Source organism: Celeribacter ethanolicus (genome assembly GCF_001550095.1).
Classification (GTDB): Bacteria; Pseudomonadota; Alphaproteobacteria; order Rhodobacterales; family Rhodobacteraceae; genus Celeribacter; species Celeribacter ethanolicus.
This window is the reverse complement of record NZ_LRUC01000051.1, coordinates 19,038-40,067: the sequence shown is the minus strand read 5'-3', so window position 1 is coordinate 40,067 and position 21,030 is coordinate 19,038. Positions and strand designations below refer to the sequence as shown.

The following is a 21,030-nucleotide window of genomic DNA, read 5'->3' as shown; positions in this document are numbered from 1 at the left end:
GAACCGTCCAATGAAAACGCACACTTGCGTGACGGCAGCCCCGGTTACGGCTGCGGCGGCACCGTCGGCTGCGCCTTGCGTTTCCGACCCAGAAACCCGGTGCCCTCCGGCCCGTACCAATCCTCGTTGCGGGTGAAATACATCGTCGCCGCCAGCGCCACAAAGGCCAGAGACGCCCCTGCCAGCAGTGCATAATCCGCCGAACGCAGGATCAGGTAGAGCACACCGTAGAGCACCAGCAACATCACGCCCAGAACCGCCGTGCGCCGCCCGAGTTTCAGACCCACCGCCCCGAAGAAGGTCAAAAGCACCACCGTCGCCCCGGCAGAGAGCGCATAGGCCGGGCCAAAGCCGATCTGTTCGGAATAGGCCACCATCAGCAGCACGAAAATCGACTGCGCCAGACCGATCAGGATATATTGCACCGGGTGCGCCGGGCGCTCCGTGCCTTTTTCCACCAACAATACGGTGAGAAAGGTCAACGCGATAAACAGGATGGAGTAATTCGCCGCCCGATAGGATTTTTGATAGAAATCGTTCGGCTCGATGAAATCGACCCCGAAGGCCATGCCATAGCGCAGCGCGCGGGTGTAATCCTCCCGCGTCATCTGCGGCAGGGTGCGCGCGAGATGCGGGATGGTCCAGGTTGCCGAGAAGCCCGCTTCGGAAATTTCCGAGCCGTCCGGCAGGAATGCACCCCGGAAACTCGGATGCGGCCAGTCCGACGCGATGGTCACCGCGCTCTGCCGCCCGACCGGCGCGATCTGCAACGACTGCGCGCCATTGGCCCCCAGTGTCAGCGCGTAATCGCTCTTGCCGCGCGGATCGCCCAAAGCCGCCATGATCCCCGCAGCCTCATCGGCGGAGGCGATAGGTTCGAGCGCCACCTCCTCCCCATCGACCGTCAGCACCGCCTGCCCGCGCAGCGCGGCATTCGATGACAGCGACAGGATCAACTCCGCCCGGTCCCAGAGGATCACCTCTTCATTGACCGCCTGCGTGGCGATCTGGTCCCAGGGGAAATCGAACCCCATCTCGATCCCCGCCTGATAGACCGGCACGGAGAAAATCCCGCGATGCCGGATCTGTGTCTGTGTGTCGATGGCGACATCGAAGCGCCCCGGATAGACATAGATCGGATCGCGCGTCACCGTCACCTTGCGCGTCACCTGCCGCTGGCGCGGACTGCCATCGGCATCGAGCACGATCTCGCCGCTTTCCGGATCGACCACCGCTTCGCGCTCCGTGCGCTCGACGGTTTCCTCGACCGGAATCATCAGCATCGGCCCGGCGATCACCTGCTCCCCGCCCCATTCGCGCCCGACCTCATTCAGGGTGTATTGCGAATAATTCTTCCGGCTCTGCACGATGTCGGAGACGAAGAACAGTGGGATGAACATCAGAAGCGTCAGAAGGCCGACGATCAGAAAACGGGCACCGATGGATTTGCGCATGTGGATCTCCTTAAGACGTCCGGGAGCGGTCCGGCAAACGATGGCGGATCACCCGATGTGCGACAAGGGGGAGAAGCGCAAAGAAAAACCCCGCCAAAGCGGGGCTTTCCTGGCTTGTCCGACGGACGGACGCGCTCAATGCGCGCGCCCATCTTTCGTTCTGACGAACGCGCTCAGTGAGCGCGTTCGAGCATCATCTTCTTGATATGCGCGATGGCTGCCGCCGGGTTCAGCCCCTTCGGACAGGTTTTCGCACAGTTCATGATGGTGTGGCAGCGGTAGAGTTTGAACGGGTCTTCCAGCATGTCGAGACGCTCGCCGGTGGCCTCATCGCGCGAGTCGATGATCCAGCGGTAGGCGTGTAGAAGCGCGGCCGGTCCAAGATATTTGTCGCCATTCCACCAGTAGCTCGGGCAGGAGGTCGAGCAGCTAGCGCACATCACGCATTCATAAAGACCGTCGAGCTTCTTCCGGTCCTCGATGGACTGACGCCATTCCTTTTCCGGGCGGTTGGTCTTGGTCTCAAGCCACGGCATGATCGAGGCGTGCTGCGCATAGAAATGCGTCAGGTCCGGGATCAGGTCTTTCACCACCGGCATGTGCGGCAGCGGGAAGATGCGCACGTCGCCCTTGATCTCGTCGAGACCGTAGATGCACGCAAGCGTGTTGATCCCGTCGATGTTCATCGCACAGGACCCGCAAATGCCTTCGCGGCAGGAGCGGCGGAAGGTCAGCGTCGGGTCGATCTCGTTCTTGATCTTGATCAGCGCGTCGAGAACCATCGGGCCGCAGCGATCCATGTCGAGGAAATAGGTGTCCACCGACGGATTTTTCTCATCGTCCGGGTTCCAGCGATAAATCTGGAATTTGCGGACATTGGTCGCGCCCTCAGGCTTCGGCCAGGTCTTGCCCGTCACGATCTTGGAGTTCTTGGGCAGATTGAATTGAACCATCTCTAAATCTCCTTAGAACGTCCGCGCTTTCGGCGCGATCTTCTTGAGGCTGATGCCACCTTCTTCCTCGGTGGTCAGCGGGGCCTCGATGATCGGACGATAGCTCAGTTCGACATTGGTGCCTTCGACGCGCGAAATGGTGTGTTTACGCCAGTTCACGTCATCGCGGTTCGGGTAATCCTCATGGGCATGCGCCCCACGGGATTCTTTCCGGGCTTCGGCACCATGAATGGTCGCCAGAGCGTTCGGCATCAGGTTCGTCAGTTCGAGCGTTTCCATCAGGTCCGAGTTCCAGATCAGCGACCGGTCGGTCACGCCCAGATCGCCCATCTTGCCCGCCACAACCGTCATCTTCTCGACACCCTCTTTGAGAGACTTGTCGGTCCGGAACACGGCGGCGTCGGCTTGCATCGTGCGCTGCATCTCGAGCCGCAGATCTGCGGTCGGGATCGCGCCCTTGGCGTAGCGCAGGCTGTCGAAGCGATCAAAGGCTTTCTCCACGGACGCCATGTTCATCTCCGGGTTCGGCGCACGAGGGTCCACAACCTCACCGGCGCGGATCGCGGCGGCGCGGCCAAAGACCACGAGGTCGATGAGCGAGTTGGAGCCGAGACGGTTCGCACCGTGCACAGAGGCACAGCCCGCTTCGCCCACAGCCATCAGGCCCGGCACCACGGCGGTCGGGTTGTCCGCCGTCGGGTTGAGAACCTCACCGTGATAGTTCGTCGGGATACCGCCCATGTTGTAGTGCACGGTCGGCAGAACCGGGATCGGCTCTTTCGTGACGTCCACGCCGGCAAAGATTTTTGCCGACTCGGAGATGCCCGGAAGACGTTCCGCCAAAGCCTCGGCCGGAAGGTGGCTGAGGTTCAGGAAGATGTGGTCCTTGTGCTCGCCAACGCCGCGGCCTTCGCGGATTTCCATCGTCATAGACCGGGACACGTAGTCACGCGGTGCGAGGTCCTTGTAGGTCGGGGCATAGCGTTCCATGAAACGCTCGCCTTCGGAGTTGGTCAGGTATCCGCCTTCGCCGCGCGCGCCCTCGGTGATCAGACAGCCGGAGCCGTAGATGCCGGTCGGGTGGAACTGAACGAATTCCATATCCTGAAGCGCCAGACCCGCACGGGCCACCATGCCGCCACCGTCGCCGGTGCAGGTGTGGGCCGAGGTCGCGGAGAAGAAGGCGCGGCCATAACCGCCGGTCGCCAGAACGACCATCTTGGCGGAGAACAGGTGGAAGGTGCCGTCATCGAGTTTCCAGCACAGAACGCCCTGGCACACACCGTCATCCGACATGATCAGGTCGATGGCGAAATATTCGATGTAGAATTCGGCGTTGTTCTTCACGGATTGGCCGTAAAGCGTGTGCAGGATCGCGTGACCGGTGCGGTCTGCGGCGGCACAGGTGCGCTGCACGGGCGGGCCTTCACCGAATTCGGTGGTGTGGCCGCCGAACGGGCGCTGGTAGATCTTGCCTTCTTCGGTCCGCGAGAAGGGCACACCGTAGTGCTCAAGCTCGTACACCGCTTTCGGCGCGTTGCGGGCGAGGTATTCCATCGCGTCGGTGTCGCCGAGCCAGTCGGAGCCCTTCACGGTGTCATACATGTGCCACTGCCAGTTGTCCGGCCCCATGTTGGAAAGCGAAGCGGCGATTCCGCCCTGCGCGGCCACGGTGTGGGAGCGCGTCGGGAACACCTTGGTCACACAGGCCGTGCGCAGGCCCTGTTCGGCCATACCCAGCGTTGCCCGAAGCCCGGAACCGCCCGCACCAACAACAACCACGTCATATTCGTGGGTTTCATATTCATATGCTGCTGTCATTGTCTTTATTCCTTAACCTGTACGGTTCAGAGGGCGAGTTTCACGAGGGCGAAAAGACCGGTCGCGATCAGGGCGTAGCAGAAGAAATTCATGCCGATCACGAGGAACTTGCGGGTAAAGCCCGCCGTGTAGTCTTCGACCATCATTTGCCAGCCGCGCATCATGTGCATCATGGAGACGACGAGGGTCAGCCCCGCGACGATCGCCGGGAAGGGGCGGCTGTAATAGGCGATCACCTCTTCGTAAGTGCCGCCCAGCGCGCACCCGAAGGTGAAGATGAAAAGCGGCATCAGGATCATCAGGCCGATCGAGGAGACGATCATGAACCAGTGATGCTCTGCACCGTGGTGGGCGGAGCCGAGATTGGCGGCGCGTTTGCGGTCAGTCAGAAATGCCATTGTCTTGTCTCCTCAGACCACGAGCGCGGTGATGATGGTCATGATCGTGGCACCGATCAGCATCGCCCAGCCAAGTTTCTCGGACGTCGCCACATCGAGGCAACGGCCCGCGTCCCACACCAGGTGACGCAAGCCGCCGCCGAAGTGGTACCAGAGCGCCCAGACGGACAGGAACATCACGATGTCGCCGATCCATGAGGTGATGAGCCAGTTGACGAAGTCGAAATATTCGGGGCCAGTCGCAGCGGCCAGAAGCCACCAGACCGAGAGGAAGGCCGCCGCAATCAGGGCGTTGCCGGTGATCCGCACGAGAATCGACGAGATCGAAGTCATCTGCGGGCGATAGTATTTTCCGAGCATGAAGGGAGAAAGCGGCCGGTTGCCGCGGTTCACATCAGCCATGGTGACGTCCTTTCACGAGTGATGCTGTAAGCTGGGTCCGTAATACCCTTTTCTCCCCCCGAGTCACCACCCACTCGGCAATTGGTAGCGCTAACAAAACCTCTTTTCGAGGATTAATGTCACTCAAAACACGCATTGTGATCACAAGATTGTAGGTGTGATCACAAATGTAGCGCTATCGGCTTCTCTGAGGGTTTTCATAAGTTTTATAACATAAAACATCCTGGAAAACCGACAAAAAAGGGCCGCGCCTCTGCGGCGCGACCCAAATTTGCGATCACAAATTCAAAGGCCCGAATGGATCAAACCGGCGCCAGCGCCCAGTAATCCAGATCGAGCAGGACATCAGGATGATATTTCCCCTCTTCCGTCTTGTAGGCGAACTCCGGCGCCCCGTGTTTATAGGCCACAAGCCGAAGCCGCAGCGCGCCCACACCGGGCGCATCGGTCTCCGCCTTGTCGAGCACTTCGGTGTAGGCCCGCACCGTATCGCCCGTGAAACAGGGATTGGCATGCGCCCCGCCATTGAGCCCCACGATCATCTGCGCATTGGCAAGCCCGTTGAAGGACAAGGCCCGCGCCATCGAAATCACATGGCCGCCATAGATCAGCCGCTTGCCATCCTCGCGATTGGTCGCATCGAAATGCACTTTCGCCGTGTTCTGCCACAGCCGGGTCGCCATCATGTGTTCGGCTTCCTCGATCGTCACCCCGTCCACATGGTCGATCTTTTCGCCAATCTCATAGTCGCCAAAGCGATGCGGCTCCCCCGCCAGCGTGAAGTTGTATTTCAGGAAATCCAGCCCCTCCGGGATCACCAGTTTCTCGGGCGCCACCACCTTGGTCAGTTCCGGGATCACCGTCTCGGGAGCGGGCGCATCGAGATCGCGTTTGCGGACCATCACCCAGCGCACATATTCGAGCACCGGCTCGTCCCACTGGTTCAGCCCCCGGGTCCGCACATAGACCACGCCGGATTTGCCATTGGAATTCTGTTTCAGCCCGATTACCTCGGAGACCGAGCGCAGTGTATCGCCTGGATAGACCGGTTTCAGCCAGCGCCCCTCGGCATAGCCAAGGTTCGCCACAGCGTTGAGCGAAATATCCGGGACGGTTTTGCCAAAGACCACATGGAAGGCGATCAGATCGTCCATGGGGCTTTTCTCAAGCCCGCAGTTCTCGGCAAATTCGTCAGAGGAATAAAGCGCATGCCGCGCCGGATAGAGCGCATGATACAGCGCCCGTTCGCCGCCCGACACGGTGCGCGGCACGGCATGCTCGATCACCTGCCCGATTGCATAATCCTCGAAAAAACGTCCCGGATTGGTTTTCACCTCGATGGTCCTCCCACTATAGCTGTCCCAGCTTCACGTCCGGGGAATACTCCCCTTCCGTCTCCTTTGTGACCGCCTGCGCGCAACGCATCTTTCCAGACGCGGCGTCAAAGGCGTAGCTGGGATCGCCGTACAGCGCCCAGCCCTTGTTCAGAGCCTCCGTCACCTTGTGACAAAAGGCCGATGTGTCTTCTTCGGTCAGCAACCTGTAGGCTTTCATCTCTTTGCTCCTCGTGATGCGCTCACCCCGGAAACGGGTTATACCCGAGCCAGATATGTACCCCGGCAATCGCGCCGAAAACCACGAGAGAAATCACCACCAGACGCATATCCCCCGCCAGGCTGCCACCTTGATACCGCTCAGGCGTGGGCTCCGCGCGGTTGATCAGCGCCATCTCGGCAAGTGCCCAAAGCGTCATGCCGCCAAAAAGCACCAAAGAGGCCGCATCCGAATTAACCAAAAGATGCGCCACGCCCCAGACCACGACACTGGTCAGCATCGGATGCCGCATCTTGGCCCGCAGGCGGCTTTTGGAATGCCCGAGCGCAAAGAGACCCACCGCAATCACCATCAGCGTGTTGTTCACATGGCGCAGATAGGGCGGCAGGGCATAGAGATCATGCGTCCCGCTCATCCGGTAGCCCAGGATCATAAGGATCAGCCCCGCCAGAATGCCCAGCGCCACAAGGCCCTTCCCCTTCTCCCCCATCGCCCCGCGCAGCTCAGGCGCCAGTCGTTTGAACAGATGCGCCACCACCCAAAGCAGCAGTCCGAGAATGAGAAGGGTCATGCGTGTACTCCGTATATCGTTTATGTCAGGGCCTTGATCGCCACCGCTTTCGCAAGCATCGCCCGTGCCGTCACGATATGCAGATTCTCCACGATTTTCCCATCGACAACCGCCACGCCCTCGCCTTTTGCCTCGGCCTCCTCAAAGGCCGCGATCTGACGTTCAGCCAGATCAATCTCCGCCTCGCTTGGTGCAAAGGCCGCATTCGCAATCTCAAGCTGTGCCGGGTGGATCAGCGTTTTGCCGTCGAACCCCATGTCGCGCCCCTGTTCGCATTCGAACTTGAGGCCCTCTTCATCTTTGAAAGCGTTATAAACGCCATCAAGGCAAATCACCCCATAGGCCCGCGCCGCGATCAGGCACATGTGCAGCCCGCCCATCATCGGCAGACGATCGGCCCGGAACCGGGTGTTCAGCTCCTTCGCCAGATCGTTCGTCCCCATGACAAACCCCGCCATGCGCGGATGGGCGGCAATCTCCGCAGCGTTCAGCATCCCCAGCGGCGTTTCCATCATCGCCCAGAGCGGCACATCGGGGATGGCCTGTGCCAGTTCCTCGACCATAGCCGCACTTTCCACTTTCGGCAGGAGAATCCCGTCAATATCGGCACCGACAAAAGCCGCCACATCGTCACGGCCCCATTGGGTGTCAAACCCGTTAACCCGCACGATTTTGGCGCGATTGCCGTAACCACCTTGCGCCAGCGTCTCTTTCAGAAGCGCCCGCGCGTTCACCTTCTCGTCAGGCGCCACCGCGTCTTCAAGGTCGAACAGGATCGCGTCACAGGCCAGCCCCTTGGCCTTTTCCAGCGCGCGTTCTTTCGAGCCGGGAATGTAGAGAGCCGAGCGATAGGGACGATTGGCGACTTGGGTCATTTGATTCTTTTCCTCCGCAACATTATTGCGCAAGAGGCCACAGAAGCGCACCAATTCGCAAGGGTAAAATTTCCGCAGCGCAGAAATCAGGCGTTGCGCCCCGCGCACTCCGCTCCTTGCACGGAAGGTTAACCGTTTTTTTAACGCTTTTCCGGCAAGCTGATCCATGAGCCGACGGGAGCCCTGACACAACGCAAGATCACAGAGAATTGGAGAAGACGATGCATACCGCACTTCTGGCCAGTCTGACGAGCACCGCCCTGCTCTGTACCGCCCCGGCCCTTGCCCAAGACAATTGCGCCGCCCGCGATCAGGTGCTCGACCGCCTCGCACAGACATACGGCGAGACCCGCCAATCCATCGGCCTGACCCCCAACAATGGCGTGGTGGAGGTCTTCGCCTCCGAGGCCACCGGCACCTGGACCATCCTCTTCACCCGCCCCGACGGCCTGAGTTGCCTGATCGCCTCCGGTCAGGCCTATGAAACCCTTGCCACCGCCCCGGTCGCGAAAGGCGATGACGTCTAGGTCGCCAGCGCCTCCCAAATCAGCTTGCTGCCGGTGATCACCAGAAACACATAGGCCAGCCCGAAGAACAGCTTTTCGGGCACCTTGTGATGCATCCACACCCCCGCCAGAACCCCGATCACCGCCACCGGGATCAGCGTCAGATCCGCCACAAGCGACTCGCGGGTGAAAATCCCCACGAAAGCATAGGGGATCACCTTCATCAGGTTCACCGCCCAGAACGTCAGCACGGAGGTCGCCTGATAGGTCGTCTTGTCCATACGTTTCGACAGCATGTAAACGGCGGCGGGGGGACCGCCCGCATGGCTGATGAAACTCGTCAGCCCCGTCACCGCGCCCCAGAACAGCCCCGCCCCCTCGCCCAGCTCACGTTTCGGCGGACGGATCAGCCGGGCGGTTTTCGCCAGTTGCCAGCCGACAAAGCCCAGGGCGACCACACCTATCAGAAATTTGAACACGCGCGGATCGGCCGCGCCATAGACCAGTGCGCCGATCAGAATTCCGGGCACGGCGCCGAGGATCAACACCCCCGCCACCCGCAGATCCCATTTGCGCCAGAACATCTTTACTGCGGTCACATCCATCACCATCAGAAGCGGCAACATCAACCCGACCGCCTGCCCCGGACTGAGAATCAGTGCTAGAAACGGCGTCGCCGCAAAGGCCGCCGCCGAGCCGAAGCCGCCCTTCGACATCCCGGCGAAAAGCACCGCGGGAATCGCGAAGAGATAGAAATGCAGATCGAGCGCCATGTGCCCCGCCTTTCAGAACTGTTCCGGTTTGCCGTGAAATCACACGGAGGTTAGCGATAACGCCCACAAAACCACGACACCATGCCGCAGCGCAGACTTGCACGAGCCGCGCCAAAGGGCTACCCATGCCGCAATCTCACAACCAATTGGAGACAGATCAATGGCCCGACCCAAGATTGCCCTCATCGGCGCAGGTCAAATCGGTGGCACGCTCGCACACCTCGCAGCCCTCAAGGAACTCGGTGACGTCGTCCTCTTCGACATCGCGGACGGCACCCCGCAGGGCAAGGCCCTCGACATCGCCGAATCCGGCCCGTCCGAAGGTTTCGACGCGACGCTGAAAGGCACCACGGATTACGCCGACATCGCGGGCGCAGACGTCTGCATCGTCACCGCCGGTGTGCCGCGCAAACCGGGCATGTCCCGTGACGATCTCCTGGGCATCAACCTCAAGGTCATGAAATCCGTCGGCGAAGGCATCAAGGAAAACGCTCCTGATGCCTTTGTTATTTGTATCACCAACCCGCTTGATGCGATGGTCTGGGCGCTGCAACAGTACTCCGGTCTGCCCGCCGAGAAAGTCGTCGGCATGGCTGGCGTGCTCGACTCCGCGCGTTTCCGCCACTTCCTGTCGGTCGAATTCGGCGTGTCCATGAAAGACGTCACCGCCTTCGTGCTCGGCGGCCACGGCGACACCATGGTGCCCTCCGCCCGCTACTCCACCGTTGGCGGCATCCCGCTGCCGGATCTGGTGGAAATGGGCTGGACCACCCAGGAGAAACTCGATGCGATCATCCAGCGCACCCGTGACGGCGGCGCCGAGATTGTCGGCCTGCTGAAAACCGGCTCCGCGTTCTACGCACCGGCGACCTCCGCCATCGAGATGGCCGAAGCCTACCTGAAAGACCAGAAACGCGTCCTGCCCTGCGCCGCTTATTGCAACGGCGAAATCGGCGTGGACGGCATGTACGTCGGCGTCCCGACCGTGATCGGCGCCGGCGGCATCGAGAAAGTCATCGACATCAAGCTCAACAAAGAAGAGCAAGTGATGTTCGACAAATCCGTGGATGCCGTGAAAGGCCTCGTCGAAGCCTGTAAAGCCATCGACAGCAACCTTGCCTGATCCGGCCCACAGCCTGAAATCCGGAAAACCCGCGCTTAACCGCGCGGGTTTTTCTATGCCTGGACGCAGGGCAAACAAAAAACCGGGCCGAAGCCCGGTTTTCATGTCTCTGCGATCCGCAAGGATCAGAACTTATACGTCACACCGAAGTTCAGCGCATTGGTGATGATGTCGCTTTCAAGGTTGCCGCCGCCATCGAGATCGACGTCGAGCTGGCTGTAGGTGCCCTTGTATTCCGTGAACAGATCCCAGCGGTCGTTCAGCTCATAGCTCGCCCCCAGAACCAATGCGACGGTCGGACCAGCGATCTGATATTCCAGCGTATCGGTATTCGCGGTGGCAACTTCGACATGCGGGATGATGATCCCGGCGGAGATGCTCGCATAGGGGGTGAAGTTGTTCCACAGCCCGGGCCAGCGCCAGATCGGCCCCACCGTCAGGTTGTTCAGCCCGTCGGTGAATTCCAGTGTCGAGAACCCGTTGTCCGCCATGTCGTCTTCGTCGGCGTAGACCTTGGTATGGTTGAAATCGGCGATCCAGCCGAAATTATCCCGCACCCACCAAGTGCCGCGAACGCCGTAATACGGCGGCATCGCAAAGCTCTTGCCATCCCAACCGGTGGTGAAATCGAAATCGTCCACACCATCGTTGCCCTTCACGCCGCTGTGCGGCGCGGTCTGATAGCCGCCATAGAAAGACAGGCTGAAATCACCGGCGGTAGCCAGGGCGGTCGACGCCATCAGCACGACACCAGCGAGCGTCACCTTTGCAAGAGCTTGCATGGGAAGGGTCCTCTTTATCGAATCTGTTGACTTCGTTCTATACCCCGAGACCGCCGGGTGGCGAGATCACATTCAAGAAACTGACAATCCGTCACAGTCAGGACACATATCTCTATATCCCGATCCCGTCCCGTTCCTTTGTCGCGGCCCACACCGCGTCGCATCCCATGCTGCCCCGCAGCACGGATGTGCCCTGAGAACAGGGGTCTGACGCCTTCTCCGGATTCGGCCAAAGCGATTCTCCAAATTTGTGATCACACAAAACTTTGCTGTGATCACAAAAAACGAAAACACGCGCGTTTTACCGCCGAGGGGGCAAAAAACCATTTCTTATGCCCGGTTTCCGATGGCATACACGGGACCAATCGAACCAGGGAGAGGATATCTCTAATGAACATCCACGAGTATCAGGCGAAAGCCCTTCTCAAGGAATATGGCGCGCCGGTTTCCGGCGGTCGTGCCATCACCCGCGCCGAGGACGCCAAGTCCGCCGCCGGTGAGCTTGACGGTCCGCTGTGGGTCGTCAAGGCCCAGATCCACGCAGGTGGTCGCGGCAAAGGCAAATTCAAGGAAGCCGAAGCCGGTGAAAAAGGCGGCGTGCGTCTGGCGAAATCCGTCGAGGAGGCTGCGGAAGAAGCCAAGAAGATGCTGGGCAAGACCCTTGTGACCCACCAGACCGGCCCGGCTGGCAAACAGGTCAACCGCATCTATTTCGAAGACGGTTCCGACATTTCCCGCGAACTGTACCTCGCTCTGCTCGTCGATCGTCAGACCTCCCGCGTGTCCTTCGTATCCTCCACCGAGGGCGGCATGGACATCGAGGAAGTGGCGGCCAACACCCCCGAGAAAATCCTCTCCTTCTCCGTCGATCCGGCCACCGGCTACCAGCCGTACCACGGCCGCCGCATCGCCTTCTCCCTCGGCCTCGAAGGCGCGCAGGTGAAGCAATGCGTCAAACTGATGGGCGATCTCTACCGTGCTTTCATCGAGAAAGACATGGAGATGCTGGAAATCAACCCGCTGATCGTGATGACCGACGGCAACCTCAAAGTGCTCGACGCCAAGCTCGGCTTTGACGGCAACGCGCTCTACCGTCACCCGGACATCGTGGAACTCCGCGACGAGACCGAAGAAGACAGCAAAGAGCTCGAAGCCTCCAAGTTCGACCTGAACTACATCGCGCTCGACGGCGAGATCGGCTGCATGGTGAACGGCGCGGGTCTCGCGATGGCCACCATGGACATCATCAAACTCTACGGCGCAGAACCGGCGAACTTCCTCGACGTGGGCGGCGGTGCGACCAAAGAGAAAGTGACCGAAGCCTTCAAGATCATCACCTCGGATCCGAACGTCAAAGGCATCCTCGTGAACATCTTCGGCGGCATCATGCGCTGTGACATCATCGCCGAAGGCGTGATCGCGGCCGTGAAAGAAGTGGGCCTTCAGGTTCCGCTCGTGGTCCGTCTCGAAGGCACCAACGTGGAGCTTGGCAAAGAGATCATTCAGAACTCCGGTCTGAACGTGATCGCCGCCGACGACCTCAAAGACGGCGCCCAGAAAATCGTGAAAGCAGTGAAGGGCTGACATTCGTGAAGCTCGCGGCAACCATATTCTCTTTCGCAGTGGCGGCCACACCCGTCTCAGCGAGCGATCTGGCAGAGCGTGCAGCCAAACTCTTTGGCGAAGCATGCCTGAACCAGTCCGCCCTTTCACTGGGCGCAGGGAGTACAGTTGCCGACGCCTATGAGGCGGGCAAAGTGGCAAGTCAGACCTTTGTCGCGTACTCGCGGAAAGGTCTGACCCAGAACCTTGTCGGCGAACCTCAATACACAGTTTCAGCGGACAAACGTTCAGGCGATTTTTTCTGTCACGTCTCCTCAAAAGATTTGGGGGCGGCCGATCTCGAGAAGTATTTTGCATGGCTCAGCCAGACGGCTGGACAGGGCAAGAAACCGACGAAATCCGGCCCGGCCAAATGGGATGACGGCACACAGGCCTACATTGCCGGCAAACGTGCCGAATTTGTGACGAACGGGCGAACCCTGCTTCTCGAAGCCTATCACTTTAACTCCGCGAAGGGGCCCGTCGGTTCCTTCTCCGTACACATCAAGCATACGGTCTCCGGCTCTTAAAAACCGGACCTATCAATGTAAGGAGATGCCACATGGCAATTCTCGTAGACGAAAACACCAAGGTCATCTGCCAGGGCTTCACCGGCTCGCAGGGCACTTTCCACTCGGAACAAGCCATCGCTTACGGCACCAAGATGGTCGGCGGCGTGACGCCCGGCAAAGGTGGCTCGACCCACCTGAACCTGCCGGTCTTCAACTCCGTGCACGAAGCCAAGCACGTCACCGAAGCCAACGCTTCCGTGATCTACGTGCCGCCGCCCTTCGCCGCCGACTCGATCCTCGAAGCGATCGACGCCGAGATGGAGCTGATCATCTGCATCACCGAGGGCATTCCGGTGCTCGACATGATGAAGGTGAAGCGCGCGCTGATGGACTCCAAGTCCCGCCTGATCGGCCCGAACTGCCCGGGTGTCATCACCCCGGACGCCTGCAAAATCGGCATCATGCCGGGTCACATCCACCGCCGCGGCTCCGTCGGCGTGGTGTCCCGTTCCGGTACGCTGACCTATGAGGCCGTGAAACAGACCTCCGATCTGGGCCTCGGCCAGTCCACCGCCGTGGGCATCGGCGGCGACCCGATCAAAGGCACCGAGCACATCGACGTGCTCGACATGTTCCTCGACGATCCGGAAACCACCTCGATCATCATGATCGGTGAAATCGGCGGTTCCGCCGAAGAAGAAGCCGCGGAATTCCTCGCCGAGCAAAAGAAAAAAGGCCGCTGGAAGCCGGTCGCCGGGTTCATCGCCGGGCGCACCGCGCCTCCGGGCCGCCGCATGGGCCACGCAGGCGCGATCGTCGCCGGCGGTAAAGGCGATGCGGAATCGAAAATCGAAGCGATGAAATCCGCTGGCATCATCGTTGCCGACAGCCCCGCCACCCTCGGCGAAGCTGTTCAGGAAGCGATTGCCAAGGGCTGACCGCTGCCGCGCACCTCACGGTGACGCGATTTGACAACAGCGCCTGCGCCCTTTGAGAGAGGGGCGCAGGCACACCCATATAAGGCGACGCGTGCCTGCCGATAAACGGAAACGCACCCCAAACAAGGTCATGACGATGAACGACCAGTCCCCGAACGACATCTTTCACGCCTCCAGCTTCATGCAGGGGCACAACGCGGAATACCTCGAACAGGTTTACGCGAATTACGTGCAGGACCCCGCGTCTGTCGACGCCTCCTGGGCGGAATTCTTCCAATCCCTGGGCGATGCCGCGAACGATGTCACAGCAGAAGCTGCCGGTCCCTCCTGGGCCCGCATGGATTGGCCGCCGGTTCCGAATGACGACCTGACCCACGCGCTCGACGGCCAATGGGCCGAACCCGTTGCCGCCGAGAAGAAGATCAAGGAAAAGGCCGCCGAAAAAGGCGTTGCCGTTTCCGAAGACGCCGTGAAACGCGCCGTGCTCGACTCGGTCCGTGCGATCATGATCATCCGCGCCTATCGTATTCGCGGTCACCTCATCGCCGATCTCGACCCGCTGAAAATGCGCGACGAGGCCCCGCACCCGGAACTCGATCCGCGCTCCTATGGCTTTACCGAAGCCGATATGGATCGCCCGATCTTCATCGACAACGTGCTGGGCCTCACCCACGCCTCCATGCGTCAGATCCTCGACGTGCTCAAACGCACCTATTGCGGCACCTTCGCCCTGCAATACATGCATATCTCCAACCCGGAAGAAGCGGGCTGGCTGAAAGAGCGCATCGAAGGTTTCGGCAAGGAAATCCAGTTCACCAAGAACGGCCGTCGCGCCATTCTGAACAAACTGGTCGAGGCCGAGGGCTTTGAGAAATTCCTCCATGTCAAATACATGGGCACCAAGCGCTTCGGTCTCGATGGTGGCGAAGCTCTGATCCCCGCCATGGAACAGATCATCAAACGCGGCGGCAACCTCGGCGCGAAAGAGATCGTCATCGGCATGCCGCACCGCGGGCGTCTGTCCGTGCTCGCCAACGTGCTCTCCAAACCCTACCGCGCGATCTTCAACGAATTCCAAGGCGGGTCCTTCAAACCCGAGGATGTGGACGGCTCCGGCGACGTGAAATATCACCTCGGCGCCTCCTCCGACCGTGAATTCGACGGCAACAAGGTCCACCTGTCGCTGACCGCCAACCCCTCGCACCTTGAGGCGGTGAACCCGGTGGTGCTCGGCAAGGCCCGCGCCAAGACCGACCAGAACAACGACCCGACCCGCAGCACCGTCATCCCCGTGCTGCTGCACGGTGACGCGGCCTTCGCCGGTCAGGGTGTCGTGGCCGAGTGTTTCGGTCTCTCCGGTCTGCGCGGTCACCGCACCGGCGGCACGATCCACATCGTGGTGAACAACCAGATCGGCTTCACCACCGCGCCGCACTTCTCGCGGTCCTCGCCCTATCCGACGGACATCGCCCTGATGGTCGAAGCGCCGATCTTCCACGTCAATGGCGACGACCCGGAAGCCGTGGTGCACGCCGCCAAAGTGGCGACCGAGTTCCGTCAGAAATTCCACAAGGACGTCGTGATCGACATCTTCTGCTACCGCCGCTTCGGTCACAACGAAGGCGACGAGCCGATGTTCACCAACCCGCAGATGTACACCAACATCAAGCGGCACAAGACCACGCTTCAGCTCTACACCGAACGCCTCGTGGCCGACGGTCTCATCCCCGAGGGCGAGATCGAGGACATGAAAGCCGCCTTCCAGGCGCTGCTGAACGAAGAATTCGAAGCCGGTAAAACCTTCAAACCGAACAAGGCCGACTGGCTCGACGGTCGCTGGTCGCATCTCGACAAAGAGGGCGAAGAGTATCAACGCGGCCAGACCGCCATTTCCGAAGAGACCATGGCGCAGGTCGGTCGGTCGCTGACCACCTCGCCCTCCGATTTCAACATCCACAAAACCGTGGCCCGTCAGCTCGAAGCCAAGGCGCAGATGTTCGAAACCGGCGAAGGCTTCGACTGGGCAACCGGCGAAGCGCTGGCCTTCGGCTCGCTTCTGACCGAAGGCTACCCGGTGCGTCTCGCCGGTCAGGACTCGACCCGCGGCACCTTCTCCCAGCGTCACTCCGGTCTGATCGACCAGAAATCCGAAGAGCGCTACTACCCGCTCAACCACATTCGCGAAGGTCAGGCGCATTACGAGGTCATCGACTCGATGCTCTCCGAATATGCCGTGCTCGGCTTCGAATATGGCTACTCTCTGGCTGAACCGAACGCGCTGACGCTCTGGGAAGCCCAGTTCGGCGATTTCGCCAACGGCGCGCAGATCATGTTCGACCAGTTCATCTCCTCTGGCGAACGCAAATGGCTCCGCATGTCCGGTCTCGTGATGCTTCTGCCGCACGGGTTCGAAGGTCAGGGCCCGGAACACTCCTCCGCCCGTCTCGAACGCTTCCTGCAACTCTCCGCCGAGGACAACTGGATCGTTGCCAACTGCACGACGCCTGCGAACTACTTCCACATCCTGCGTCGCCAGTTGCACCGCTCCTACCGCAAACCGCTCGTCCTGATGACGCCGAAATCGCTTCTGCGTCACAAGCTGGCGACCTCCACGGCCAAGGACTTCCTCGAAGGCTCCTCCTTCCACCGCGTGCTCTGGGATGACGCCGATGCCAATTTCGGCACCGCGAAATCCGATCTCAAACTGAAAGCGGACAAGGACATCAAGCGCGTCGTGATCTGCTCCGGCAAGGTCTACTACGACCTTCTCGAAGCCCGCGACGCCGCCGGCAAGGACGACACCTATATCCTGCGTCTCGAACAGTTCTACCCGTTCCCGGCCCTCTCCATGGTCAAGGAGCTTGAGCGCTTCAAAAACGCCGAGATCGTCTGGTGTCAGGAAGAGCCGAAAAACCAGGGCGGCTGGACCTTTGTCGAGCCGAACATCGAATGGGTGCTGACGCGTATCGGCGCCAAGCACACGCGCCCGGTCTACGCCGGACGTGCCGCCTCCGCCTCTCCCGCCACGGGTCTGGCCTCTCAGCACAAAGCACAACAAACGGCGCTCGTGAACGATGCGCTCAATATCGAAGGATAACCACATGTCTGTTGAAGTCCGCGTCCCCACTCTGGGCGAGTCCGTCACCGAGGCCACCGTCGCCACCTGGTTCAAGAAACCGGGCGACACCGTGGCCGTCGATGAAATGCTCTGCGAGCTGGAAACCGACAAGGTGACCGTCGAGGTCCCCTCTCCCGCCGCTGGCGTGCTGGGTGAAATCGTTGCCGCCGAGGGCGAAACCGTCGGCGTCGATGCGCTGCTCGCCACGCTCAACGAAGAAGGCAACGCCGGCCCCGAGGAAGTCGCCCCGCGTCATCATTCCGAAATGATGGAAGACAAACCGGCCGCCGCCGGTGCCGCCGCGACTGTCGATGTCATGGTGCCGACCCTTGGCGAATCCGTGACCGAAGCCACCGTCGCCACCTGGTTCAAAGCCGTGGGTGACAGCGTTGCCGCCGACGAAATGCTCTGCGAGTTGGAAACCGACAAGGTCTCCGTCGAAGTGCCCGCCCCTGCCGCGGGTGTTCTGACCGCGATCCTCGCCGCCGAAGGCGCCACCGTCGCCGCCGGTGGCAAACTGGCCGAAATGTCCGCAGGTGCCGGCGCTGTTGCCGCTGCTCCGGCCCCGGCTGCCGCTCCGGCTGCACCCGCCGGTGACAAGGACATCGAAAACGCCCCCTCCGCCAACAAGCTGATGGCGGAAAAAGGCATCAACCCCGCTTCGGTCTCCGGCACCGGCAAAGACGGGCGCATCATGAAAGAGGACGTGCTCAAGGCGATGACCTCCGCCCCCGCTGGCACGCCTGCCCCCGTCGCCGCACCGCGTGCGCCGGTTGCTGCCGATGACGCCGCCCGCGAAGAGCGCGTGAAAATGACGAAACTGCGTCAGACCATCGCGAAACGCCTCAAGGAGTCGCAGAACACCGCCGCCATGCTCACCACCTACAACGAGGTGGACATGACCGAGGTGATGGCGCTGCGCAACCAGTACAAAGACCAGTTCGAGAAGAAACACGGCGTGCGCCTCGGCTTCATGTCCTTCTTCACCAAGGCCTGTGTCCACGCGCTGAAAGAAGTCCCCGAGGTGAACGCCGAGATCGACGGCACCGACATCGTTTACAAGAACTACGTCCACATGGGCGTGGCTGCGGGCACCCCGCAGGGCCTCGTCGTTCCGGTCATCCGTGACGCCGACAGCATGTCCTTCGCCGAGATCGAGAAAGCCATCGCCGAGAAAGGCCGCCGCGCCCGTGACGGCAAGCTCTCCATGGCGGAAATGCAGGGCGGCACCTTCACCATCTCCAACGGCGGTGTCTACGGCTCCCTGATGTCCTCCCCGATCCTGAACCCCCCGCAGTCCGGTATCCTCGGCATGCACAAGATTCAGGACCGTCCGATGGCCATCAACGGTCAGGTCGTCATCCGTCCGATGATGTACCTCGCCCTGTCCTACGACCACCGCATCGTCGACGGCAAAGGCGCCGTGACCTTCCTCGTGCGCGTCAAAGAAGCGCTCGAAGATCCGCGCCGTCTGCTGATGGATCTGTAATCGCACTTCGCGCCCGGCCTCTGCGCCGGGCGTTTTCCTCTGAGGTTCCGGCCTTCTTTTGTCCGGAAATATCCCGGGGGTGAATGGGACAAAACCGCAAGGGTTTGGCCCAGAGGGGGCAGAGCCCCATAGATCGAAAAAGGTCCGACGGAAGTCCGACATAAGTCCGACACAAGTCAGACACCGAAAAAGACCAAGGAGAAGACCATGGCATCTTATGACGTCATCATCATCGGCGCTGGCCCCGGCGGCTACGTCTCTGCCATCCGCTGCGCCCAACTGGGCCTCAAGACCGCCGTGGTCGAAGGCCGCGAGACGCTGGGCGGCACCTGCCTCAACGTCGGCTGTATCCCCTCGAAAGCGCTCTTGCACGCCTCGCACCTGCTGCACGAAGCGGAGCACAATTTCGCCGACATGGGCCTCAAGGGTAAATCCCCGTCCGTCGACTGGGACCAGATGAAGAAATACAAGGACGACGTCATCGGCCAGAACACCGGCGGCATCGAATTCCTGTTTAAAAAGAACAAGATCGACTGGCTCAAAGGCTGGGGGTCGATCCCGGCTGTGGGCAAGGTGAAAGTCGGTGACGAGGTCCACGAGGCCAAGAACATCATCGTCGCGTCCGGTTCCGTGCCGACCGCCCTTCCGGGGGTCGAAGTGGACAATGACAAGGGCATCGTCGTGGATTCCACCGGCGCGCTCTCCCTGCCGAAGATCCCGAAGAAAATGGTCGTTATCGGTGCGGGTGTGATCGGTTTGGAGCTTGGCTCCGTCTACGCCCGTCTCGGCGCGGAAGTGACCGTGGTGGAATACATGGACTTCATCACCCCCGGCATGGACGGCGAGGTTCAGCGCCAGTTCCAGAAAATCCTTGGTAAGCAAGGCTTTACCTTCATCCTCGGTGCTGCCGTGTCGGGTGTTGAAGCCTCGAAAACCAAGGCGAAAGTGAACTATAAGCTGAAGAAAGACGACAGCGAGCACTCGCTCGACGCCGACGTCGTTCTGGTCGCCACCGGCCGCAAACCCTTCACCGACGGTCTGGGTCTTGCCGAGCTGGGCGTCGAGTTCACCCCGCGCGGTCAGATCAAGACCGACGCGCATTGGGCCACCAACGTGCCGGGCATCTACGCCATCGGCGACGCCATTGTCGGCCCGATGCTCGCCCACAAAGCCGAAGACGAAGGCATGGCCGTTGCAGAGGTTCTGGCGGGCAAACATGGCCACGTCAACTACGACGTGATCCCGGGCGTGATCTACACCACGCCGGAAGTCGCCTCCGTCGGCAAAACCGAACAGCAGCTCAAGGAAGAAGGCCGCGCCATCAAGGTCGGCAAATTCTCCTTCATGGGCAACGCCCGCGCCAAAGCCGTGCATCAGGGCGAAGGTTTCGTCAAACTGATCGTCGACAAGGACACCGACCGCGTTCTCGGCTGCCACATCATCGGCCCCGGCGCTGGCGATCTGATCCACGAGATCTGTGTCGCGATGGAATTCGGCGCCTCGGCGCAGGACATCGCCCTGACCTGCCACGCGCACCCGACATTCTCCGAAGCGGTCCGCGAGGCAGCTCTGGCCTGTGGCGACGGCGCGATCCACGCTTGATCTCATTGACACCAAAAAGAAAAGGCGCTCTCCGGAGCGCCTTTTTCGTTAGCCCTTTGCGGCCTCTTCCAACCGCTTGGCATGTTCGCGGCGCAACTCTTTGCGCAGCTCCGCCGCCCGCCAGCGTTGCTGATCCACCTCGGTCTCCAGCGTGAATTGCGGCACAGCCACGGTTTTGCCGTCATCATCCACCGCCACCATGGTGAAATAGCAGGAATTGGTGTGGCGCACCCGATGCGTTCGAATGTTCTCCGCTTCGACCCGGATGCCGATCTCCATCGAACTGCGGCCCACGTAATTCACCGTCGCCCGGAAATGCACCAGCTCCCCCACATGGATCGGCTCCTTGAACATCACCTGATCGACCGACAGCGTCACCGCATATTGCCCGGAATAGCGCGACGCACAGGAAAAGGCGACCAGATCCAAGAGCTTAAGAAGAGCGCCCCCGTGCACCTTGCCGGAGAAATTCGCCATGTCCGGCGTCATGAGTTCGGTCATTTCCAGATAGCGCGCCATGGCAGTCCCCTTGCCTGTTTCTATCGCCCCAGAACACT

Annotated in this window: 20 protein-coding genes; 8 read left to right on the top strand and 12 right to left on the bottom strand. The window is 60.8% G+C overall.

The genetic code is table 11. The features are described from left to right. Positions 1-44: 44 nt before the first annotated feature. The 9 genes from creD to NH195_RS19115 form a co-directional block, all read right to left on the bottom strand. Entirely contained in the window at positions 45-1,454 is a 1,410-nt protein-coding gene (gene creD / locus NH195_RS19155) for a cell envelope integrity protein CreD (RefSeq protein WP_066710930.1), read from the bottom strand. Positions 1,455-1,627: 173 nt separating this feature from the next. Beyond that, the gene (locus NH195_RS19150) at positions 1,628-2,407 is read right to left on the bottom strand and encodes a succinate dehydrogenase iron-sulfur subunit (protein WP_066710927.1); all 780 of its coding nucleotides are present in this window, start codon (positions 2,405-2,407) and stop codon (positions 1,628-1,630) included. A 12-nt stretch (positions 2,408-2,419) separates the two neighbouring features. Continuing rightward, complete coding sequence (gene sdhA, locus NH195_RS19145) at positions 2,420-4,228, bottom strand: succinate dehydrogenase flavoprotein subunit (protein WP_066710923.1); 1,809 nt, start codon at positions 4,226-4,228, stop codon at positions 2,420-2,422. 26 nt (positions 4,229-4,254) lie between these two features. Beyond that, positions 4,255-4,626: a succinate dehydrogenase, hydrophobic membrane anchor protein gene (gene sdhD / locus NH195_RS19140; protein WP_066710921.1), complete on the bottom strand. Its 372-nt coding sequence runs from the start codon at positions 4,624-4,626 to the stop codon at positions 4,255-4,257. 12 nt (positions 4,627-4,638) lie between these two features. Then, positions 4,639-5,028 (bottom strand): succinate dehydrogenase, cytochrome b556 subunit, encoded by a 390-nt coding sequence (gene sdhC / locus NH195_RS19135; RefSeq protein WP_066710919.1) that lies wholly within the window; start codon positions 5,026-5,028, stop codon positions 4,639-4,641. Positions 5,029-5,330: 302 nt separating this feature from the next. Further along, positions 5,331-6,368: a MaoC family dehydratase gene (locus tag NH195_RS19130; RefSeq protein WP_198403547.1), complete on the bottom strand. Its 1,038-nt coding sequence runs from the start codon at positions 6,366-6,368 to the stop codon at positions 5,331-5,333. A 10-nt stretch (positions 6,369-6,378) separates the two neighbouring features. Then, positions 6,379-6,582 (bottom strand): DUF1737 domain-containing protein, encoded by a 204-nt coding sequence (locus NH195_RS19125; protein ID WP_066710915.1) that lies wholly within the window; start codon positions 6,580-6,582, stop codon positions 6,379-6,381. A gap of 22 nt (positions 6,583-6,604) precedes the next feature. Further along, positions 6,605-7,153, bottom strand: a complete 549-nt coding sequence (locus NH195_RS19120; RefSeq protein ID WP_066710912.1) for an NnrU family protein — start codon at positions 7,151-7,153, stop codon at positions 6,605-6,607. Between the two features lie 20 nt (positions 7,154-7,173). Beyond that, a complete protein-coding gene (locus NH195_RS19115; protein ID WP_066711076.1) occupies positions 7,174-8,028 on the bottom strand; it encodes an HpcH/HpaI aldolase/citrate lyase family protein in 855 nt (284 codons plus the stop codon). Between the two features lie 221 nt (positions 8,029-8,249). Between NH195_RS19115 and NH195_RS19110 the strand changes: the two genes are divergently transcribed. Continuing rightward, the gene (locus NH195_RS19110; protein WP_066710909.1) at positions 8,250-8,555 is read left to right on the top strand and encodes a hypothetical protein; all 306 of its coding nucleotides are present in this window, start codon (positions 8,250-8,252) and stop codon (positions 8,553-8,555) included. Here NH195_RS19110 and NH195_RS19105 read toward each other — a convergent pair. After that, positions 8,552-9,307, bottom strand: a complete 756-nt coding sequence (locus NH195_RS19105) for a sulfite exporter TauE/SafE family protein (RefSeq protein WP_066710906.1) — start codon at positions 9,305-9,307, stop codon at positions 8,552-8,554. The two genes, NH195_RS19110 and NH195_RS19105, sit on opposite strands and share 4 nt — an antisense overlap. Positions 9,308-9,467: 160 nt before the next feature. Here NH195_RS19105 and mdh point away from each other — a divergent pair, with 160 nt between their 5' ends. Continuing rightward, the gene (gene mdh, locus NH195_RS19100) at positions 9,468-10,430 is read left to right on the top strand and encodes a malate dehydrogenase (protein ID WP_066710904.1); all 963 of its coding nucleotides are present in this window, start codon (positions 9,468-9,470) and stop codon (positions 10,428-10,430) included. Positions 10,431-10,555: 125 nt separating this feature from the next. On the opposite strand, the gene NH195_RS19095 is transcribed toward mdh, so the two are convergent. Next, positions 10,556-11,212 carry an outer membrane protein gene (locus NH195_RS19095; protein ID WP_066710902.1) on the bottom strand — a complete coding sequence of 219 codons (657 nt, stop codon included), beginning with the start codon at positions 11,210-11,212 and terminating at the stop codon, positions 10,556-10,558. A 390-nt stretch (positions 11,213-11,602) separates the two neighbouring features. Here NH195_RS19095 and sucC point away from each other — a divergent pair, with 390 nt between their 5' ends. The 6 genes from sucC to lpdA all read left to right on the top strand — a co-directional run bounded on the left by sucC (position 11,603) and on the right by lpdA (position 20,473). Continuing rightward, positions 11,603-12,796 (top strand): ADP-forming succinate--CoA ligase subunit beta, encoded by a 1,194-nt coding sequence (gene sucC, locus NH195_RS19090; protein ID WP_066710899.1) that lies wholly within the window; start codon positions 11,603-11,605, stop codon positions 12,794-12,796. A 5-nt stretch (positions 12,797-12,801) separates the two neighbouring features. Next, positions 12,802-13,344 carry a hypothetical protein gene (locus NH195_RS19085; RefSeq protein ID WP_066710896.1) on the top strand — a complete coding sequence of 181 codons (543 nt, stop codon included), beginning with the start codon at positions 12,802-12,804 and terminating at the stop codon, positions 13,342-13,344. Positions 13,345-13,376: 32 nt separating this feature from the next. Then, entirely contained in the window at positions 13,377-14,264 is an 888-nt protein-coding gene (gene sucD, locus NH195_RS19080) for a succinate--CoA ligase subunit alpha (protein ID WP_066710888.1), read from the top strand. 136 nt (positions 14,265-14,400) lie between these two features. Then, positions 14,401-17,361 (top strand): 2-oxoglutarate dehydrogenase E1 component, encoded by a 2,961-nt coding sequence (locus NH195_RS19075; RefSeq protein WP_066711074.1) that lies wholly within the window; start codon positions 14,401-14,403, stop codon positions 17,359-17,361. 4 nt (positions 17,362-17,365) lie between these two features. After that, positions 17,366-18,871, top strand: a complete 1,506-nt coding sequence (odhB, locus tag NH195_RS19070; RefSeq protein WP_066710885.1) for a 2-oxoglutarate dehydrogenase complex dihydrolipoyllysine-residue succinyltransferase — start codon at positions 17,366-17,368, stop codon at positions 18,869-18,871. A 207-nt stretch (positions 18,872-19,078) separates the two neighbouring features. Next, positions 19,079-20,473: a dihydrolipoyl dehydrogenase gene (lpdA, locus tag NH195_RS19065; RefSeq protein WP_066710881.1), complete on the top strand. Its 1,395-nt coding sequence runs from the start codon at positions 19,079-19,081 to the stop codon at positions 20,471-20,473. 48 nt (positions 20,474-20,521) lie between these two features. Here the strand turns inward: lpdA and NH195_RS19060 are convergent, their stop codons facing one another. Next, positions 20,522-20,992: an acyl-CoA thioesterase gene (locus NH195_RS19060; protein WP_066710878.1), complete on the bottom strand. Its 471-nt coding sequence runs from the start codon at positions 20,990-20,992 to the stop codon at positions 20,522-20,524. Positions 20,993-21,030 lie beyond the last annotated feature (38 nt).

Bases quoted from the DNA above. Each gene is read 5' to 3' on its own strand.
- creD (WP_066710930.1), bottom strand. From the start codon at position 1,454: ATGCGCAAATCCATCGGTGCCCGTTTTCTGATCGTCGGCCTTCTGACG.
- NH195_RS19150 (WP_066710927.1), bottom strand. From the start codon at position 2,407: ATGGTTCAATTCAATCTGCCCAAGAACTCCAAGATCGTGACGGGCAAG.
- sdhA (WP_066710923.1), bottom strand. From the start codon at position 4,228: ATGACAGCAGCATATGAATATGAAACCCACGAATATGACGTGGTTGTT.
- sdhD (WP_066710921.1), bottom strand. From the start codon at position 4,626: ATGGCATTTCTGACTGACCGCAAACGCGCCGCCAATCTCGGCTCCGCC.
- sdhC (WP_066710919.1), bottom strand. From the start codon at position 5,028: ATGGCTGATGTGAACCGCGGCAACCGGCCGCTTTCTCCCTTCATGCTC.
- NH195_RS19125 (WP_066710915.1), bottom strand. From the start codon at position 6,582: ATGAAAGCCTACAGGTTGCTGACCGAAGAAGACACATCGGCCTTTTGT.
- NH195_RS19120 (WP_066710912.1), bottom strand. From the start codon at position 7,153: ATGACCCTTCTCATTCTCGGACTGCTGCTTTGGGTGGTGGCGCATCTG.
- NH195_RS19115 (WP_066711076.1), bottom strand. From the start codon at position 8,028: ATGACCCAAGTCGCCAATCGTCCCTATCGCTCGGCTCTCTACATTCCC.
- NH195_RS19110 (WP_066710909.1), top strand. From the start codon at position 8,250: ATGCATACCGCACTTCTGGCCAGTCTGACGAGCACCGCCCTGCTCTGT.
- NH195_RS19105 (WP_066710906.1), bottom strand. From the start codon at position 9,307: ATGGCGCTCGATCTGCATTTCTATCTCTTCGCGATTCCCGCGGTGCTT.
- mdh (WP_066710904.1), top strand. From the start codon at position 9,468: ATGGCCCGACCCAAGATTGCCCTCATCGGCGCAGGTCAAATCGGTGGC.
- NH195_RS19095 (WP_066710902.1), bottom strand. From the start codon at position 11,212: ATGCAAGCTCTTGCAAAGGTGACGCTCGCTGGTGTCGTGCTGATGGCG.
- sucC (WP_066710899.1), top strand. From the start codon at position 11,603: ATGAACATCCACGAGTATCAGGCGAAAGCCCTTCTCAAGGAATATGGC.
- sucD (WP_066710888.1), top strand. From the start codon at position 13,377: ATGGCAATTCTCGTAGACGAAAACACCAAGGTCATCTGCCAGGGCTTC.
- NH195_RS19075 (WP_066711074.1), top strand. From the start codon at position 14,401: ATGAACGACCAGTCCCCGAACGACATCTTTCACGCCTCCAGCTTCATG.
- odhB (WP_066710885.1), top strand. From the start codon at position 17,366: ATGTCTGTTGAAGTCCGCGTCCCCACTCTGGGCGAGTCCGTCACCGAG.
- lpdA (WP_066710881.1), top strand. From the start codon at position 19,079: ATGGCATCTTATGACGTCATCATCATCGGCGCTGGCCCCGGCGGCTAC.
- NH195_RS19060 (WP_066710878.1), bottom strand. From the start codon at position 20,992: ATGGCGCGCTATCTGGAAATGACCGAACTCATGACGCCGGACATGGCG.